Raw genomic sequence first — 14560 nt, 5'->3', positions numbered from 1 at the left:
GGCCAGTCATCCTGATACAGAGGGCAAGAACGCCATCCGTCAGAAGCCGAGAAAGCCTCAGCCCCAACCGCCTCCCGTTAAAGCATTCTTCTGCCCAGGCAAGCCTGGGCACATGACGCTCCCTCAGAAGCTCACCTTGGCGGTCAGCGTCGCCGAAAGCGGTTCCCCGATGGCATTGCCGAGCGCCGTCGTGCCGATCGATGACGTGTAGTAGGTCCGGTCGAAGAGGTTCTTCACATTGAGCTGCAAGGCCAGCGGCCGTTCGAGATTGAACGTGTAGGTCGCAAAGGCGTCCGCGACCATGTAGCCCGGCAGGAAGTAGCTATTGTTGTTGATACCGGGCCGTTCGCTGACGGCACGAACGCCGCCGCCAATCTTCAACGTGTTGCCGTTGGCATCGATCTCGCCGAAATCATAGGTCATGTAGAGCGAACCGGTGTGGCGAGGCACGTTGACAGGCTTCATCCCCGCATAGTCGCCCTTCAGAATCTTCGCATCGGTGAACCCGTAGCTCGCGATGAAGTCGACATTCTCCGTCAGCGAACCCGCCACGTCTATCTCGAGGCCGCGAGCACGAACGAGACCGGCGGTCTTGACCACCGTCACGCCGTTCTCGATCTCGGAATAGGCGACATTCTGCTTTTCTGACGTATAGAGCGCGACATTCGCCGTGAGGCCGGACGCGAGCTCGGCTTTCGCGCCCACTTCGTATGAGACGCCTTCCTCCGGGGAGAGGTTGCCGTAGAAATTCGCAATCGAGGACTGCGGCCGGAACGTCCTTGCCGCATTGCCGTAAAGCGAAAGGTCGGGCGTCACCTTGTAGACGATGCCGGCATTCGGAATGAACGCATCGCCGTAGCTGTCCGTGTTCTGCCGGAACGGCCGCCCCTTGCCCGCCATCAGGTCGTAATATTGATAGCGCAGGCCGCCGACGAGGATCCACTGGTCGTTGAGATGCCAGTTGTCCTGGGCGTAGACCGAGGCCGTGTTGATGATCTCCGTCTGATCGCTGTCGGCCGCCGAGACGTTGGTGCAGGCGGGAAGCGTGCCGTAGACGGGATTGTGAATGTCGAAGCCGGGAACGTTGCCGCAACGGATGAGGTCGGTGCGCAACGTATTGGCATAGTCGTAGGAGGCGCCGACAAGGATCTCATGCCGGAAATCGCCGATCTCGACATCGCCGGTCAGGTCCGCCCGCAGGGCGTGATTATAGATCGTCGAGCCCTGCGTCGCGTCGGCACGGCGCGTCAGGATCCCGGTCGCGGCATTGTAGGACATGACGCGCGCCTGGTTGTCGGAATAGACGTTGCGGCTGAAGCCGTAGTCTATGGCAAGCTTCCAGTCTTCCGAAAGCTGGTGGTCGACCTCGACCTGGAACGCGTCGGACTTGCCGTCCGTGATGTTGTACGGCTCGTCGAAGCGGATCTTCGGGTCGACGTCGACCATGCGGCCCCTTGTCAGGTCGAAGATCGTGCCGCGGTCGAAGGGAATGCTGTAGTCCTGATGCAGGTAGGAGACGGTGACCTCCGTATCCTCGCCGGACCAGGAGAGCGACGGCGCGATGAGCCAGTCCTTCGTCTCACCGAAATTGCGCCAGTAATCGACATGCCGGTAGTCGCCGATGAGGCGATAGGAGAAGTCGGTGCCTTCGATGGGGCCGGTAACGTCGAAACCGGCCGAACCGCCGCCGAAACTCGAAAGGCTGCCATAGAGATCGGCGCTGAACGTGTCCTCGGGCTTCTTCGTCACCACGTTGATCACGCCGCCCGGATCGAGGATGCCATAGAGCGTCGAGGCCGGCCCCTTCAGCACCTCCACGCGGTCGGTCGTGGCGTTGAAGGAGCGGTTCAGCGCGGTCTTGAGGCCGTTCGTCAGGATGGAGCCGTCACGGTTCTCGCCGAAGCCGCGGCGGATGACGGCTTCCTGCGTACCGCCAAGCGTGTTGGCCTGCGAGACGCCGCTGATATTGGCGAGCGCATCATCGAGGCTCCCGGCGTTCTGGTCCTCAAGGACCTGCCGGCTCACCACATTGACGGCCTGGGGGATATCGAGAAGCGGGGTTTCGGTGCGCGTCGCGGTGGAGGTCGAAACCGGCTGGTAGCCCTTCGTCGCACCATCCTTGCCCTCGCCCTCGACGGTGACGGCCTGGAGCTGCGTCGGCTCGTCCTGCGTCGTTACGCGTTTCGATTTGGCAAGCGGGGCATCCTGGGCAAGGGAGGGCGCCGCAGCCGCAAATCCGGCCAGGAAAACCAGCGAAACCGCCGTCGTGCACTCGAAACGCATTGTCTTTTTCATGCCCATCAAACCCTGCAGGGACCCTCTAAAAACCTCTCGGTTCCCCGTTTCATGGATTTCATGAATGTAGTAGTCAACTTTTATGGCGGCGACAGGGCAGCGTAATCCGGGGCTTCACCCGCCTTTCGACCGGCAGAATCCGCACGGATGGCCCCGGTTTCCACCCTTTCAGCCGCTGCGTCGAGAATTTTTCTTGCCGCTTATATTGACTACTACAGTCAAGAATTACAGGCCAAACCTTCGGAAAACAGGCAAGGCAGCCATGACGGCAGGAATGACAGAAGCAGGCGAAGCGATCGTCGAGGCACGCGGCATAGAGGCGGGCTACGGCGCCAGCACCGTACTGCACGATGTTTCCCTTCTGGTGCCGGAGCGACGGCTCACGGTTCTTGCAGGCCCGAACGGCTCCGGCAAGTCGACGCTGCTGTCCCTGCTCTCGCGCGTCCTGAAGCCGATGCGCGGCACCGTGCTGCTGGACGGCAGGGCGATGGCGACGCTGCCGACGCGCGCGGTCGCCAGTAGGCTCGGCCTCCTGCCGCAGGCGCCGCTGGTGCCTGAGAACATCTCGGTCTACGATCTCGTCTCGCGCGGGCGCTATCCGCACCAGGGATTTCTCAAGCAATGGACCGACGCCGACGAGGCCGCCGTCGACCGGGCGCTTGCCGCGACCACGCTCACCGCGCTTGCCGGCCGTGCGGTGGACAGCCTTTCCGGCGGCCAGCGCCAGCGTGCCTTCATTGCCATGACATTGGCGCAGGAAACGCCGGTCATCCTGCTCGACGAGCCGACGACCTTCCTGGACCTGCGCTACCAGAGCGAGGTCATGGACCTCGTCGGCAGCCTGACGCACGAGCACGGCCGCACCGTCGTCACCGTGCTGCACGACCTCAACGCCGCGCTGCAATATGCCGACCGCATCGTCTTCCTGAAAGCCGGTCGTATCCATAGCATCGTCGAAGACCTCGACACCTGCACGGAAGACCTGATCGGCGATGTGTTCGAGGCCGCCGTCACGCGCCTCACCCATCCCGTCACCGGCAAGCCCGCCTTCCTTGCAGTTCCCTCCGGCAGGGCGGGCGCATGACGGGCGCGGGTATCCTCGCGGCCCGGCGGCGGCATGGCGGCTGGGTCTGGCTGCTGCCCGCCGCGGCGCTGGCGGTGACGCTTGCTCTGCTTCATCTTTCGACCGGCGCGCGGGCGACATCGCTCGCGGCGCTCCTCGACGCGCTCACCGCCTTCGATCCCGCGAATTTCGACCAGCGCATCCTCATCAGCCTGCGCCTGCCGCGGCTCTGCACCGCGCTTCTCGGCGGGGCGGCGATCGGCCTTGCCGGGCTGCTCCTGCAATCGCTGCTGCGCAACCCGCTCGCCGAGCCGCATATCCTCGGCTTCAATGCCGGCGCAAGCCTTGCCGTGGTGATCGCGGCCGCCCTGCCCGCCGCGCTTCAGCCGGTGGCCTTCGCCCGGCCGCTCGTCGCCGCCCTCGGCGGCGCGGCGGTGTTCTCCGCCGTCTTCGCGCTCTCCTCCGCCGGCCGGCTGGGGCTGACCATGGCCAAGCTCACCTTCTGCGGCATCGCACTGTCCGCCCTCGCCTCCGCACTCGTCTCCGCCATCCTCATCCTCGATCAGGAGACGCTGGAGACGGTCCGCTTCTGGCTGGTCGGCGACCTTGCCGGGGTCGCCTGGCCGGAAGTGAACGCCGCGCTGGCGCCCGTCCTCCTCGCCGCTACCGCAGCCTTCGTCATCGCGCCGCGCCTCGATGCCATGGCGCTCGGGGACGTCTCCGCCGTGGGGCTCGGCGTGCCGGTGCGCGCGACGCGGCTGGCAGGGCTCGGCGCTGCGGCGCTGCTTTCGGGCGCGGCGGTCTCGACTGTCGGGCCGATCGGCTTCGTCGGGCTCATCGTGCCGGGCCTTGCCACCCGGCTCTCCGGTGGCCGGCACCTGCCGGCACTTGCACTTTCGGCCGTCGGCGGCGCTTGCCTGCTCGTTGCGGCCGACCTTGCAGCCCGCACCGTCATACCCTCGCGAGAGATCGCCACGGGCATCATGACCGCCCTCGTGGGAGCGCCCGTCTTCCTTGCCATCGTCGCGCGGAGGATCAAGTGACCGCAGCCGGCTATCGCCGCCTTCGACTCGGCCCGCTCTCGCTGCGCTTCCATGCGCGGCGGACGGCGCTTTGCGCCGGGCTCGCCCTCATGCTTCTTGCGCTCAGCCTTGCCGCGCTTGCCACCGGCAGCGGAAATGCCGGCCTTGCCGATGCGCTCGCCTTCCTTACCCGTCCGGCGGAGGCGGCGCATTCCATCGTCGGCGACCTGCGCGCGCCGCGCATCGCCATGGCGCTTGCCTGCGGCGCCATGCTCGGCCTTTCCGGCGCCGCCCTGCAGACCGTCACCCGCAACGGACTGGCCGATCCCGGCCTGCTCGGCGTGCGCGAGGGCGCGAGCCTTGCCGTCATCGTCCTGACGCTCTCCTATCCGGGCGCGCCGCTCATCCTGCGCCCCCTTGCCGGCATGATCGGAGGCCTCGTCGTCGCGTTCGCCGCCATCGCCATCGCCCGCTCGCTGTCGCGCATGCGCTTCATCCTCGTCGGCATCGGGCTTTCCTGGTTCCTGTCGGCCGTCATCGCGATGATCCTCGTCACCGCCGACATCGACAGCGTGCAGGCCGCCATGATCTGGATGGCGGGCAGCCTTTCCGGCACGCAGCCCGACATGCTCCCGCTCGCCTATGGGTGCCTTACCCTCGGCGGCGGATTGCTGGTCCTGACCATGCGCGCGGCCGAGGCCAGCCTGTTCGGAGAAACCGCCGCAATCGGCCTCGGCGTGCATGTCCTTCGCCTGCGCATGGCCATCATCGCCGCCTCGGTGCTGATGACGGCGGCCGCGGTCTCCTGCGCCGGCAGCCTCGGCTTCGTCGGGCTGCTTGCGCCGCATCTCACACGCTTCCTCGTCGGCGGCGGGCAGGCAGCGCTCATCGCCGGCAGCGCGATCCTCGGCGCCGGCCTCGTGCTGCTCGCCGACACTCTCGGCCGCACCCTCTTCGCCCCCGTGCAGATACCGGCCGGCATCGTGCTCTCCGTGCTCGGCGTCGTCCTGCTCTTCGTGCTGCTCTGGCAGCGCCGCAACCAGATCTAAGGAGTATCCCGCCCGATGCGCAGCCTGCTCTTCGCCCTTCTCCTCTTCCTGCCTGCCGCGGCGCTCGCGCAGGAGACCCGCAGCTTCACGGACGATACCGGCCGCACGGTCGCCGTGCCGGCAAAACCGCTGCGCATCGCCGCCCTGCACGATATCGACATCACCATCCCGCTCATCGAGCTCGGCGTGATGCCCGCCGCCAGCCACGGGCGGGTCGGCCTCGACGGAAAGCCGTATCTGCGCTCCGGCGCGCTGCTCACCGGCGTCGACTTCGACAATTCCGCCATCCTCTTCCTCGGCGCCAACGATATAGACCTCGAAAAACTGGTCGAGGCCAGGCCGGACCTAATCATCACCACGGTCGGCAGGCCGACGCCCATCGAGGCGCTGGAGCGCATCGCCCCGACCGTCGCGCTGGATGCCGCGAAGTTCGGCGCACCGCATGTCTACAGGAAGCTTTCCGAGCTGACCGGCACCGAGGCGCGGCTCGCCGTGCTGGAGCACCGCTACGAGAGCGGTATCGCGGCGCTGAAGCAGGCGGTCGATTCCGCCGCGATCACCGTTTCCGTCTTCCAGCCGCTGAACGGCAAGATCAGCACTTACCACACCTACCGCTCGCTCGGCCGCGTGCTGCGCGACGCCGGCTTCCGCTTTCCGGCGCTGATCGACGGAATCGAGGAGGGTGGCCGCCTCGAGGTCAGCGCCGAGCGCCTGCCGGAGCTCGACGCGGACTTCATCTTCGATCCCTACCGCAGCGACAAGGGCGACACCTCGGACAAGGAGATCGCGGCCATGGAGAAGGTGCTGCCCGGTTTCTGCGCCTTCCTGAAGGCCTGCCGCGAGGGGCGCTATGTCATGGTCTCGCGCGAGGAGGCGATCTCCAACAGCTATGCCGCGCTCTTCCTGATGACGGCGATGGTGCAGGCGACCGTCGCCCCCCGGCCCGTGCCCTGAAATCTTCCAGCGGGCGGACTTTGCCCCTATAACAGACCAGCATCTTCGTGAGACCCATCGGCCCATGCACCAGACCCGCAGCAACCGGCGTCGCGACCAATATGGCGAAAGGCTCAGAAAGCGCCGGGCGACGCTTTCGCCGAGCCTTCTGACCGTCGCCGAATATATCGACGGCCACCGCCATGCGGTGCTCGGCAAATCCGCGCTCGACATCGCCCGCGAGACTGGGACCTCCGACGCGACCGTCATCCGCGCCATCCAGATGCTCGGCTTCGACGGCCTGATCGACCTCAAGGACACGCTCGCCGCCCATATCGGCCAGACGGATTCGCCCTCCGAGAAGATGGCGCTGACGACCGATGCGCTCGGCCGCGGCGTGGATGCGGCCATCGACTTCGTGCTGGAGGACCAGAAGCATGCCCTCGCCGCGCTGTCGTCCGAGGAGAACCGCCGCGGCCTCGGCGAAACGGTCAGGATCCTCTCGCAGGCCCGCCGCATTGGCGTCTTCGGCATCGGTGCCTCGGGCATCATCGCCACCTATGCGGCGCGGCTCTTCAAGCGGTCCGGCTACCCTTCCTACGCACTGAACAGCACCGGCATCATGCTCGCCGAGCAATTGCTTGAAGTCGCGGAAGGCGACGCGATCATCGCCATGATGCACGGCCGCGTGCACAACGAGGGCATGGCCGTCATCACCGAGGCCACGCGCCTCGGCGTGCCGGTCGTGCTCATCGTCGGCAAGGCCGACAGCCCGCTCGTCAAGCACGCCGCCGCCCATATCGTGATGCCGCGCGCCAAGAGCGAGCATGTCGCGCTGCATGCCCCGATGCTCACCTGCGTCGAGACGATCATGCTGGGCCTTGCCGCCATCGACCGGGATCGCACCCTCGCCTGCATAGACAGGCTGATCGACATTCGCGAACAGGTGAGGCCGAGTAAAAGGTGATGTCTACAAATACGGCAGCGGCGTTCATTGCCGCATGAAGAGTGTCGTCCACTCAAACGCGCCAAAAGGAAGCTATCCAAACAGGTTGCGTTGAACGGCCTGCGGCGATCGCAATATGTCTGCGAGCAGTTCCGGCCGGTGGAACAGGTAGCCCTGGCCGATGTTGAGGCGTGTATGCGCCATCAGGTAGAGGTTTTCCTCGGCCGTCTCGACGCCTTCCGCCACCATGGAAATGCCGAGCGCCAGGCTCATGGATTCGATGGCTCGAAGAATGCTCTGGCTTCGCGGCCGACTATGGATCGAGCTGATGAGCGACCTGTCGATCTTGAGTTCGTCGACCGTCAGGTCCGCCAGCGTGGCGAGCGAGGAATAGCCGGTCCCGAAATCGTCGATGGACAGACCGATGCCCGCCTCCCGCAACAGGGGAAGGACCTGGCGCTGCAAGGGCCCGATGGCGGCTATCGTTTCCTCGGTCAGCTCCAGGATGAAGGACCGGGGTCTTCCGGAGGAATGAAGGCGTTCGACGAGCTTCTGGATGAACGGCAGGTGCGTCGCCTGCGTGGGGGAGACATTGATGCTGTAACGCACATTCGTTCCGAAACGCGCATCGAGCAGCTTGAGATGGTCCAGAAGATCGCCGACCACGAGATCGGTCATCTCGTCCACCAGCCCGAACTCGCTTGCAAGCTTCAGGAAATAGCCGGGCGCGTGAACCTCGCCGTCCTCGTCGATCCATCGCATGAGCGCCTCGAAGCCGACGACCGCGCGGCTGCGGATGTCCACCTTCTGCTGAAGCGCGCAGCGGAAGGCGCCGGTCTCCAGGGCGCGCAGAAGCCGTTGCTCCAGCCGTTGCCTTTCCGACGTCCTTCGGCCGAGCTCGCGCCGATAGAAAGCGATGCTGCCCTTGGAAGCCTTCTTGGCCTCGTACATGGCAATATCCGCGTGGCGCCGCAATGTTTCATAGTCCTTGCCGTGGGCGGGGTAGAACGCCACGCCGATGGAGGCCGAAGGGCGGATCAGGGCGCTGTCTATCCAGAGCGGCTCGCACAGGTCGCCGCGCATGCGGGAGACCATCTCGGAAATATCCTGGCGCCGGTCGATATCATCCAGCACGATCACGAATTCATCGCCGCTGATGCGGCCGAATATATCTGTGTCCCGGATTCGCGCGCACACACGGTCGGCAATCGTCTTCAGCAGCGTGTCGCCGGCGGCATGGCCGTGAAGGTCGTTGACGCGCTTGAAGTCATCGAGGTCGATAAAGGCGAGCGCCATCCGCTTGCCCTTGCCGCAGCGGGCTATCGCATTGTCGACAAGCTCCTGAATATGCGCGCGGTTCGGCAGGCCGGTCAGTTGATCGTGATTGGCGCGGTGGCTCAAGGCCGCCTGACTGATCCTCAGTTGCTCCGTCAGCCGCTTCAGCCGATGGCTTTCGGCTTCGCTCTGATGCGCCTGCCGCGCCGCCAGGGCATGCGAGGCGAGCAGGGAGAACTTCTTCGCGAGGGCCACATGCGCCCGGTCGAAGCCCGGCTGGTCCGGCGCGCGCAGCAGGAGGAGCAGCCCGCGCTTTTCACGCACGCCCAGCGGCATGTGCAGCGCCGGCGTGCCGATCCTGAAGTCGCGTTCAAGCGCGTCCGGCCAGGAGGAGACATCGGAGTCGGAGATCGTCGCGACGACGCGGCCGGCCAACGCCTTCTCGAAAAGGCGGCTGCTGCCCCAGACCGTGCCGACAAGAGCCGGCGAATCCGCGGCGATGCATTCCAGTTCCCCGGCCGACCCGTCACGCTCGATCAGCACGATCGCCCTGCAGCTTTCGAAGACCGTCATGAGCGCGCTGAAGACACCGGCGAACGGATCGTCCCTGCTGTCCACGCTCAGGACGGCTTCGAGCGCCGTGAGCAGCAGCTTCGCATGGGTGGTCTCCGTCCGCAGCAGATCGTTCTCGCGGCGGAGCGCCACCAATGCCTCGCGAAGCTCCTCGGATCCTTCCATACGCCTACTTTCCGAACGCTATGGCCGAGATCATCAGATTGCCATGGGCGTTGCGCCCGAGCATCGTGCCCTGCTCGCCGAATGTAAAACATCCAAGGAAAGGCTTCTCACCGAAGCGCCTGGTAACCGCCCGGGCCACTTCCGGCATCTCGTCGCCGACCGCCATCATGCATCCGGCGCAATAGACGACGAGCCCACCGGCAAGGCTGTCCTCGCCCTGCGGCAGCTCGGCCGCCGCGGCGGCAGCCACCCTCCCGGCGCGCTCGACGAGGCGCGAGCGCTCCCCCTTCATGCTGTAGAGCCTTGTGCCCTCATCGATGGTGGCGAAGGTGGAGAGCACCCCATCCTCCAGCACGGCGTCCAGATGGACGAGGAGGTAATGGGTGATGCCCTCGATTTTCCCGACATCCATGCCGACGGGATGCATCGTCGTGGAAGCGAGCACATTGCCGCCCGTGCCGATCTTGTCGTCGAGGAGGCCGCCGGTCCAGCGATTGTAGACTTCCGCCGCCGGCGCACCGTCGATTGTCACGATCCTGCGGCCGCGCGACTGCGTGACGACGCCGCTTTCACCGCTCGGTTCATAGCCGCCCTGGAAGGCAAAGCCGATGCCGCCCGACGAGAACAGGACACCGATCGCCAGTCCATCGGAAAGAACGCCGTCATTTGCGAGCTGCCGCCATAGGCCGGCGACATGGTTGTCGGCCGAGCTGCCTCCGATGATCGGGCAGCGATCTCCAACCACGCGGCGAAGCCCCTCGATCACCTCCTCTTCCCGGCCGGGCGCCTGGTAGAGCCAGATCAATTCGGGCAGCTCCCCTGCACAGCCCGCGCGTTCGAGTGCATCATGCAGGGCCTGCTCGGCGCAGTCGGCAGCATTCGCCTCGAGCTTCACGATGGCAGCGCCATAGTCGCCGTCCCGATCCTCGATCACCAGCAGGCCGATGGATCCCGCCTCCGCCAGCCCCGCTTCGCTCATCACGCCGTTACACGACGTGCCGCCGAGGATTGCCGCATCTGCGAAACGCTTCCGGGCGAATGCCAGGATGGCGTCGCTGTCGTGAAGGGCGTCGTGGAAGATATAGACGAAGCTCGCGCCGAGCGGATCTCGTTCAAGCACCTCAGCCAACCTGGAGAGGGTCTCCGGTGTCGTTTCTCCCGTGGCGACAAAGGATTTTACTCTTACCATTACGCGTTACTTCATGTTTCCTTGGTCGAAGAACCATGGCCTGGCTTGAACAAATCGTAGGCCGATATCTCGAATATTTTGGATACGAATATGGTAAATTAGCTATGTTCGCGCCCGTGCGCCTGCCACGATCCTGATCATGGCAGGGCGGCTCCGGCACGCCGACCAGGAGCGCATCCTCTCCTGACCGGCATTGCCGGAAGCGGCCATGGCGTCCCAGGCGCTATGCAGCGTCCGGCCAGTCTGCTGCGTTCGCAAATATCGCTTCCAGGTCGAGGAAGCAGATCATCTCCCTGTCGCGCGCGATGATGCCTTCCGCATAGGATTCGGTGGCGACCCCTGCCCCGACAGGAACGGGCTGAAGCTCGGTACCGGTGACCGTCAGGATATCGGAGACCCTGTCGACCATCAGCCCGATCGTCTGTCCCTTCACATGGGTCACGACGATGGCGCTGCGCTCGGTCGACTGTGCCGGCGCCATGCCCAGCTTCACCGAGAGGTCGATGATCGGAATGACGGTTCCGCGAAGGTTCATGACGCCGAGCACTTCGGCCGGCGCATGCGGAAGCGGCGTCACCGGGGCCCATCCGCGGATCTCGCGGATGGAGGTGGTCCGCACGCAGAACTGCTGCTCATGCAGCATGAATGCGATGATCTCCAGCGTATCGGCCGCGGCTTTCAGAGATGTTTCCATCAAAATTCCTCCCACTCGCCCTTGGACGTATCGACCGCGGCATTGCCCGAGAATGCCGAGGCGATCTTGCGGCCGAGCGCGCGGACGGGCGATGTCGTCGGGCGGTCGTCGGGCGTTGCCGGGCGGATGGAGAAGGAGCCGGATCGTCCCTCCTCGGACAGCTTGAACTGCGCGAGAAGCTGGTTCAGGGAGGCGACCTCCCGGGCGAGACCATGGCTGGCAGCCGTGGATTCCTCGACCATCGCCGCGTTCTTCTGCGTATCCTGGTCCATCTGGTTGACCGCCGTGTTGATCTGCTGAAGACCGGAGGACTGCTCCTGCGCGGCATCGACGATGGCGGAGACATGGAGATTGATCTCCTGCACCTCCTGGACGATCGCCTCCAGCGAGCGGCCGGTATCGCCGACGAGCTGAACGCCCTGCTGGACATGCTCGTTGGAGGCCGTGATCAGGGCCTTGATCTCCTTCGCGGCGTTCGCCGAGCGCTGCGCAAGTTCACGGACCTCCTGCGCGACGACGGCAAAGCCCTTGCCGGCATCGCCGGCGCGGGCGGCCTCGACGCCGGCATTCAGCGCGAGCAGATTGGTCTGGAAGGCGATCTCGTCGATGACGCCGATGATGTTGTTGATCTCGTTCGCCGAACGGGCGATCTGCTCCATCGCCTGCACGGCGCTGCGGACGACATTGCCGGATTGCTCGGCGCCGCTCTTGGCCCGGCCGACCAACTGGCCGGCCTCCTGGGCGCGCCGGGTGGAATCCTTCACCGTGGTCGTGATTTCCTCCAGCGCAGCGGCCGTCTCCTCGACGGCGGCGGCCTGCTGCTCGGTGCGCTTGGCGAGATCGTCGGCGGCCGACCTGATCTCGTTCGCACCCGCCTCGATGCCACGGGCATTCTGCGCGACATTGACCAGCGCGACCTGCAGCTTCTCGGCGGACTGGTTGAAGTCGCGGCGGACCGAGTCGAGGCTTTCCACGAAGGACTGGTCGATGCGGAAGGAGACGTCGCCGTCCGAAAGCCTGGCAAGACCGGCCGCCAGACTGTCGACCGCGAACTTCACGTCCGCCGCCTCCTTGGCCTTCTGCTCCTCGCGGGCGATGCGTTCCTTCTCGCTCAGCGAACGGTTCGCCTCGGTCTCGCGCTCAAGGCGCAGTCTCTCGATCGCATTGTCGCGGAACACCTGGACCGCAGCCGCCATCGCGCCGATCTCGTCGCGGCGCTCGGCGAAGGGCACGGTGCTTTCGATGTCGCCGCCGGCAAGCTTGCGCATCGCATCCGTGATCCGCTGGATCGGGTTGGCGACGCGGGCCGCCGCGATATACATGCCGGCCAGGCTGACGAGCGTGGCGACGGCGGCGATGACGATGGTCACCAGCAGCGCCCTGTCGGCGGTATCGTCCGCATGCTTCACATTGTCCTGGGCGCGGTTGGTAATGAACGTGACGAGCTCGTCGATATCCTTGTTCACCTCTTCGGCGCGCAGCTTCATCTCGCCGTGGAAAAGATCGCGTGCCTCCGCCCGGCGGTTGGAACCGACGAGTTCGACATAGCGCGCGCCCTCCTCCATGTAGCTCTTGGCGGAGACCTTGATCTTGTCGGTCAGGGTGCGCCCGGTCTCGGTCGAGATGCCGGCCTCGTATTTGGCGATGTCCTGCGCGAAGTGCTCCTTGATCTCACCGAGGGTCCCGGCTTCCGCCTGGAACTCTTCTTCGTTGGAGACGAGCGCATAGCGGGAATAGGCAAGGCGCAGGTCGGCGAAGCCGCCCTTCACCTCGCGCGCCGACACGAGGCGCTCGAACCAGTATCCGCCGATTTCCTGCGTGGCGGCGCCCATCGTGCTGATGCTGCGCAGCGACATGGCCGAAAAGACCAGGATGGTCGCGACGATCGTGCCCATCAGGCCGATGAGGATAACTTTCAAGGACAGGTTTCTCACCCGGAAACTCCCGTAAATCTTGTTCTGTTCCTTCCCGTGCAGAAGGTGCTCAGATGGAAGGCATCGCACGTTCACGGCCTCGTTCATCGAAGCCCGGCCGGATATCCTCGCCCTTGAAATGCAGCGGGCCGTTCTATCCGGAGGAACCCGAGACATCTGGGTCCTTTGCGTGCAGTCAGGATATGACTACAACTTCACGCACCCATGCTTTCGTTCCTTGCTATTTAACGAAATATGTATGTATCCCGCCCGCCGGGCGGTTCTTTCGTATATCGGCCAGGATTGCGCAAATTGGATAGCCGGCGGGATCGATCACGGAAAGGTTGCACATCCTCTCCGTGTTTTAGATTGCGCTTGAACTTCATATTGCCGTTTCGTACATCTCGTTCTGTGCTGCAAAGCGGATATGAATGTGAGTGACGAACACCCGAAGCGTGCAAGCGTGACCCTGGGCGGTGACGATTTCGAAGGAGCGGTGGAACAACTCTCACGGGTTTTTGGTCGGTTCGACGGCAGGCCGACCGGCAGGACGAGCGAGTTCGCCTGGTCGACCAGCCTGCATTCTGCTTCCGGACTGGTCCTCGTCTCGGGCCATTACGAAGGCGAATGGGATCTGTGGCCGGTCGATGACACACCGGAAATGCTGTCCATTCTCCGCTGCCACCAAGGCGCGACCCAGACATCGTTCAGGGGCAGCACCGTAGAAAGCACCGCGGGCTCGCTGCTATTGGCAAACAATCTCGAGGCAGGCCGCTACGCCTTGCGCGGCGACAGGATCGTTTCGGACGCGCTCTTTGTCGACTGGGAGATCATCGCCAGGAACGCTGCCAGCCTTTTCGACCAGCCGCTCAAGGGTTCCTTGAACATAGCGCCGGAGATCGCGCTTTCGGATTCATCGGCGGCATGGATGGCGGGCCTGATGGACACCATCGCCGATGGCATGCGGGCGAACGGGCCTTTGCTGCATTCGCCGCTGGCGGCCGCGCATATGGCCGAGGCGCTGAGCAACCTGATCCTTTTGAACGTTCCCAACCATTTCACGCAGTTCATCGACAGGAAGCCCGCAGCCGTAGCGCCGAGGCAGGTCAAACAGGCAATCGACTACATGCACAAGCATATTGCCCGCCCGATCACCGTCCAGGCCATCGCGCAGGCCATCGGGGTCTCGTCGAGATCGCTGGAAATCAGTTTCCGCTCGTTCAAGGGTGTGACGCCGGCCGCGTATCTCCGCGATATTCGCCTCAAGGCCGCCCATGCCGAGCTGTGCGACCCGGCCTCCAGCCTGACGATCAGGGAAATCTGCCTCAAATGGGGCTTTTTCCACATCGGCCGGTTTTCCGCGGTCTACCGGGATGCCTATGGCGTCTCCCCTTCGGAAAGCAGGCGCCGCTTCAACAAATCCCAGGGCTAGCGGCGCGGTCC

General features: G+C 64.8%; 11 protein-coding genes. 6 read left to right on the top strand and 5 right to left on the bottom strand.

What is annotated here, in order from left to right; translation table 11 throughout:
- Nucleotides 1-123: 123 nt before the first annotated feature.
- On the bottom strand, nucleotides 124-2295 hold the full coding sequence (locus ACZ1A1_RS03565; RefSeq protein ID WP_463618788.1) for a TonB-dependent siderophore receptor: 2172 nt from the start codon (nucleotides 2293-2295) through the stop codon (nucleotides 124-126).
- 274 nt (nucleotides 2296-2569) lie between these two features.
- Between ACZ1A1_RS03565 and ACZ1A1_RS03560 the strand changes: the two genes are divergently transcribed.
- From ACZ1A1_RS03560 to ACZ1A1_RS03540, 5 genes are all read left to right on the top strand, one after another.
- Nucleotides 2570-3379 (top strand): ABC transporter ATP-binding protein, encoded by an 810-nt coding sequence (locus ACZ1A1_RS03560; protein ID WP_463618787.1) that lies wholly within the window; start codon nucleotides 2570-2572, stop codon nucleotides 3377-3379.
- Nucleotides 3376-4401: a FecCD family ABC transporter permease gene (locus ACZ1A1_RS03555; RefSeq protein ID WP_463618786.1), complete on the top strand. Its 1026-nt coding sequence runs from the start codon at nucleotides 3376-3378 to the stop codon at nucleotides 4399-4401. The genes ACZ1A1_RS03560 and ACZ1A1_RS03555 overlap by 4 nt, the downstream gene beginning before the upstream one ends.
- Nucleotides 4398-5429: a FecCD family ABC transporter permease gene (locus ACZ1A1_RS03550; RefSeq protein WP_463618785.1), complete on the top strand. Its 1032-nt coding sequence runs from the start codon at nucleotides 4398-4400 to the stop codon at nucleotides 5427-5429. The genes ACZ1A1_RS03555 and ACZ1A1_RS03550 overlap by 4 nt, the downstream gene beginning before the upstream one ends.
- Nucleotides 5430-5444: 15 nt before the next feature.
- Entirely contained in the window at nucleotides 5445-6383 is a 939-nt protein-coding gene (locus ACZ1A1_RS03545; RefSeq protein WP_463618784.1) for an ABC transporter substrate-binding protein, read from the top strand.
- Between the two features lie 64 nt (nucleotides 6384-6447).
- Complete coding sequence (locus ACZ1A1_RS03540; RefSeq protein ID WP_463618783.1) at nucleotides 6448-7329, top strand: MurR/RpiR family transcriptional regulator; 882 nt, start codon at nucleotides 6448-6450, stop codon at nucleotides 7327-7329.
- Nucleotides 7330-7401: 72 nt separating this feature from the next.
- Here the strand turns inward: ACZ1A1_RS03540 and ACZ1A1_RS03535 are convergent, their stop codons facing one another.
- The 4 genes from ACZ1A1_RS03535 to ACZ1A1_RS03520 all read right to left on the bottom strand — a co-directional run bounded on the left by ACZ1A1_RS03535 (nucleotide 7402) and on the right by ACZ1A1_RS03520 (nucleotide 13123).
- A complete protein-coding gene (locus ACZ1A1_RS03535) occupies nucleotides 7402-9321 on the bottom strand; it encodes a putative bifunctional diguanylate cyclase/phosphodiesterase (RefSeq protein WP_463618782.1) in 1920 nt (639 codons plus the stop codon).
- Nucleotides 9322-9325: 4 nt separating this feature from the next.
- Complete coding sequence (locus tag ACZ1A1_RS03530; RefSeq protein ID WP_463618781.1) at nucleotides 9326-10441, bottom strand: FIST signal transduction protein; 1116 nt, start codon at nucleotides 10439-10441, stop codon at nucleotides 9326-9328.
- A 292-nt stretch (nucleotides 10442-10733) separates the two neighbouring features.
- Entirely contained in the window at nucleotides 10734-11204 is a 471-nt protein-coding gene (locus tag ACZ1A1_RS03525; RefSeq protein ID WP_463618780.1) for a chemotaxis protein CheW, read from the bottom strand.
- The gene (locus ACZ1A1_RS03520) at nucleotides 11204-13123 is read right to left on the bottom strand and encodes a HAMP domain-containing methyl-accepting chemotaxis protein (RefSeq protein WP_463618779.1); all 1920 of its coding nucleotides are present in this window, start codon (nucleotides 13121-13123) and stop codon (nucleotides 11204-11206) included. The genes ACZ1A1_RS03525 and ACZ1A1_RS03520 overlap by 1 nt, the downstream gene beginning before the upstream one ends.
- A gap of 427 nt (nucleotides 13124-13550) precedes the next feature.
- Here ACZ1A1_RS03520 and ACZ1A1_RS03515 point away from each other — a divergent pair, with 427 nt between their 5' ends.
- Entirely contained in the window at nucleotides 13551-14549 is a 999-nt protein-coding gene (locus tag ACZ1A1_RS03515) for an AraC family transcriptional regulator (protein ID WP_463618778.1), read from the top strand.
- Nucleotides 14550-14560: the final 11 nt, after the last annotated feature.

It is taken from the genome of Shinella sp. R2-11 (assembly GCF_055330205.1).
Note: the sequence above shows the minus strand (reverse complement) of the source record. Positions and strands in the feature narration are given on the sequence as shown.